General features: G+C 37.9%; 4 protein-coding genes and 1 riboswitch. Of the genes, 2 read left to right on the plus strand and 2 right to left on the minus strand.

What is annotated here, in order from left to right; translation table 11 throughout:
• The first annotated feature begins 162 nt into the window (after positions 1–162).
• Positions 163–1,290, plus strand: coding sequence for a trans-sulfuration enzyme family protein (locus ACFQ3N_RS14505; protein WP_390363255.1), 1,128 nt, complete (start codon positions 163–165; stop codon positions 1,288–1,290).
• Between the two features lie 292 nt (positions 1,291–1,582).
• Here the strand turns inward: ACFQ3N_RS14505 and ACFQ3N_RS14510 are convergent, their stop codons facing one another.
• Positions 1,583–1,711: a hypothetical protein gene (locus ACFQ3N_RS14510; RefSeq protein ID WP_390363256.1), complete on the minus strand. Its 129-nt coding sequence runs from the start codon at positions 1,709–1,711 to the stop codon at positions 1,583–1,585.
• Positions 1,712–2,330: 619 nt separating this feature from the next.
• A riboswitch (SAM riboswitch) is annotated at positions 2,331–2,442 on the plus strand.
• An 82-nt stretch (positions 2,443–2,524) separates the two neighbouring features.
• Between ACFQ3N_RS14510 and ACFQ3N_RS14515 the strand changes: the two genes are divergently transcribed.
• The gene (locus ACFQ3N_RS14515; protein WP_390363257.1) at positions 2,525–2,992 is read left to right on the plus strand and encodes an OsmC family protein; all 468 of its coding nucleotides are present in this window, start codon (positions 2,525–2,527) and stop codon (positions 2,990–2,992) included.
• Positions 2,993–3,577: 585 nt separating this feature from the next.
• On the opposite strand, the gene ACFQ3N_RS14520 is transcribed toward ACFQ3N_RS14515, so the two are convergent.
• A complete protein-coding gene (locus ACFQ3N_RS14520; RefSeq protein ID WP_390363258.1) occupies positions 3,578–3,874 on the minus strand; it encodes a hypothetical protein in 297 nt (98 codons plus the stop codon).
• Positions 3,875–3,954 lie beyond the last annotated feature (80 nt).

Consider the following 3,954-nt stretch of genomic DNA (forward strand, 5'->3'; position numbering starts at 1 on the left):
CCCCTTACCGTTGGGCTACGTCCTTCACACACTTGAAGAGGGAGACTTCTTTCGGAAGTACGTTAAAGTATAAATATACTCTTTGGTGAACAAAACTTATTAAAATATCTCAAGCTCATGATAACACATCATGACAATAATCTTTGAAAGCGAGGAATATGTATGCGTTTTGAAACAAAAGCCATTCACTCCGGGCGTTTGATTGACAAATCAACGAGCTCGGTCACCATGCCAATCCATCTCTCTACGACATTCGAACGAGCTCAAGATGGATCTTATCAAAATGAATTCGTATATAGCCGTGAAAATAATCCCAATCGCCGGGCTCTGGAAGACTGCCTCACTTCACTCGAGGATGGGCATGATTGCGTCGCTTTCGCATCAGGGATGGCAGCCATCACATCATTAATCGAAGCTCTTCCTACCGATAAACCGCGCCGGGTGATTATGCCAATCGATATGTATTATGGGATTCGTTCCCTTCTTTCAGACACGGATATCGGATTAAATTTCGATATTGAAATTGTAGATATGACAGATCTCAATAACGTTGAGAAGGCAATAAAAATGGCACCTACCGGTCTGGTTTGGATTGAAACACCTTCTAATCCACTTCTGAAGGTTACCGATATTGAAGCAGTGGCACAGATAGCGCAAGAGGCCGGTGCGTATACCGTTGTTGATAATACGTGGGCCACTCCAGTTCTGCAGCGGCCGCTCAGTCTTGGAGTTGATTTCTCACTCCATGCTGTAACCAAATATATCGGGGGGCATAGTGATTTAATGATTGGCGCAGCTATCGCAAAATCCGATAGCCCTATGTTGGCCAATCTCCGGGCTTGGCAGCATTCAAAAGGTGCTGTGCCTTCTCCATTCGAATGCTGGCTTGCTCTGCGCGGCGTTCAATCGCTTGCCCAGCGTATGGCGACTCACTGTTCAAATACATCGGCAATTGCGGATTTTTTGGAACATCACCCGAATATCGAAGCCGTTCATTATCCCGGTCTCGCTGAGCATCCGGGACATCATATTGCAGCACGGCAAATGAGTTCATTCGGCGGTATGTTGTCCTTTCAGGTAAAAGGCGGTCAGGATGAAGCAATGGCTGTTGCTGCAAAGGTACATTTGTTTACACGTGCTACAAGTCTGGGGGGAACGCACAGTCTCATTGAGCACCGGGCTTCAGTTGAAGGAAGCACATCGATGGCTCCATCTAATCTATTACGTGTATCGGTCGGGCTCGAACATGTGGATGATCTCAAAGAAGATTTATTACAGGCTCTGGAATAAATAAAATGAAACTCCATTCAGAGGGATAACTCTTTCTTCCGCCTCTGAATGTTAGTTGAAGAAGTATTCCCTGACTTTTGAGATCAATAAGGTCATATTCACGTCATTTCACATTAGAGCATTTAGGTTTGTAGAAGGCTAACTTCAATCAAATTTGTATAACAAGTATTACATATTGATTCCAATATTATGCTATTAATTTTTGATGCTTCTTCATTAAGTAAAAACACACGTTACAGATTTAATACGTTGTACAAGTAAACAACCCCCTAATTTCCTTTAATTGATGGAACTAGACAATAAAAGCTAATTCGCCCCATAGTCTATAAGGTAACATTACTTTGTTATTATTATTAATCATGCTGAATATTGCCATTGCAGTAGATCCAACTTTGCCATGTTTTTCTCCCACCTCTGCCATGAAATGGAGCCACTCGTGACAGTGAGACACTACCTATGTGGCATTTAATTTTCTTATTCATGCCGTTTCCTTACCAAGGTTGTTCAATCATTCAGGATATCGTAAGAGTCATGTACAATACAATCAGTTTCGTTTCAGCAAGTGAGACCTCGCGTATTTTTCATCCTGTCCTATATTTAATTACGTGAGGAGCCATTCGTCAAAAATGAGTAAAATCACCTTTTTCATAATTACCTTATAGAAATACCTTCTCCTCACGCGATTTCCAGTCCATCCATTAAATCAGGTAGCCTTGCGTACCATATTTTGTGAAATTGATGATAGACTGCCAGAATAAAAGCTCAGGCAAGATTTCCATTGCCAGATAATAAAATTAAAAGAGAAATAGTTAGTTATACAATTAAGTTGCCCAAACGGTTCAGTGTAAATTTTAGAATTTGAAAATACAAGTAAGATTTTCGTTAGGGAAAATCTAATAAAATGGAACACTAAACAGGCTAGTATACTCTCTTCACAGTATTATGCAGTTTGTAAAATGGGATAATTTGCACTTCCCTCTTTGAAATTCCACTATTGTGTGATATAATTGTTTGAACATTTTAAAAAGTGAATTTAAATCTTCTTATCAAGAGAGGTAGAGGGACTGACCCTGTGATGCCTCGGCAACCTACATGATTATATGTAAGGTGCCAAATTCAGCGTGAATGTGTTACACATTCCGAAGATGAGAAGGATTTATTCTTATTGATTAAATCCCTTCTCTTTTCTGTAGAAGGGATTTTATTTTTACCTAAAATTAAAGGAGGAGTTTGTATGACTGAGCAGATTATAAAGGTATCATCGAAGGGAAAATGGGAAGATAGAGTTCGGACAACTGTCCAAGTAAGGGATTTTGAACAAATTGTTATAGATGAGCCAAAAGAATTAGGCGGTACCGACGTAGGGGCTAACCCGGTTGAATATGTATTGGCATCCTTATCCGGATGCACCTCAGTCATCATTTCTTTGGTTGCCAAAGAACTTGATTTTAGCTACACTGATGTTGAATTTTATAATGAGGGTACCTTGGACCTGAGAGGTTTAAATGGCGTTGAAGATGTTTCATCTCACTTCCAAACAGTAACATTCAAAGTGACTATTGAAACTGATGAAAGCGATCAACGAATAGCAGAGTTAAAAACAGAAGTCGAAAGAAGATGTCCTGTCTATAATTTATTAAAAGACGCGGGAATTACATTAGAGTCATCATGGATAAAGAAAGAAACCGTCCATACTAAATAAAAACCTATAAATTAAATATGGCAGACCAACGAAATTAATTTCATTGGTCTGTCTTTTCATGGATTTTACATCTATTTATTATAACGTATTAAAAAATTTATTAAAAAATTATTTTACTGTATACAATAATAAACCAAGAGAGCACCTACTTCTTATTGAAAATCGTTATTTTACATAAGGGTGATTATGTGATCTGGGAATTACTGCTTTGTGATAAGTATAAGCATACCTTTATTTCTACACAAACGAAAAACATGGTGCCCACCTTGATTCATTACCTCAACTTTTTTTAAACCTATGCAAAGAATCCCCTCTTCCCTTCTACTTATCGAAAACTACCACTATCTTTTAGCACCGTCTAAGAGTCCAATACAATCTTTTTCTCTAAAAAGGTCCTAGGAAGACACACAAAATTAGCCCGATAAAGCTGAGTCACTTACATAAGAGACTCAGCTTTATTATCACACTGCATATAAGAATGATCATAGGAATATCTTCTACTTCTATTAATATACATACTTCGACAACTAATATTAATTTCCTCGAAATATTAACATGTTGAAACCTTTACAAAACAACGTTTATTTAATCTCCAAACTCGACCTCATCTAGTACCTTTTCCACATATTCTACAATCATGTCCTGCAATTGTTTAACAGATTTTTCATTCACTTCATGAATATCTTGAACAAGCCCTTTAGATAGTATGTGAGGATCTGCCCCTGCTAGAAAGATAGGATCAACGTTCACATGTTCTCCACAAATTTCACTAGTGAAATATTCCAATGGGTATAACGTTGTATAAATGTCTAATATACCGTTATCATATGTACTTACACTTATATCTTCCTCGATGCCACAACCACTCAAAATTAAACTCACGAACATAACCACATACCTGAATTATTCATACTTCCAAGTTAAGGCATAAACTGAAATTAAAGCTAAGCACTTTTTGCTTT

The organism is Virgibacillus byunsanensis (assembly GCF_042675965.1).
Lineage (GTDB): Bacteria > Bacillota > Bacilli > Bacillales > Amphibacillaceae > Virgibacillus_R > Virgibacillus_R byunsanensis.

Excerpts from the sequence above, each read along its gene's own strand:
- ACFQ3N_RS14510 (WP_390363256.1), bottom strand. The coding sequence starts at position 1,711 with ATGGCAGAGGTGGGAGAAAAACATGGCAAAGTTGGATCTACTGCAATG.
- ACFQ3N_RS14515 (WP_390363257.1), top strand. The coding sequence starts at position 2,525 with ATGACTGAGCAGATTATAAAGGTATCATCGAAGGGAAAATGGGAAGAT.
- ACFQ3N_RS14505 (WP_390363255.1), top strand. The coding sequence starts at position 163 with ATGCGTTTTGAAACAAAAGCCATTCACTCCGGGCGTTTGATTGACAAA.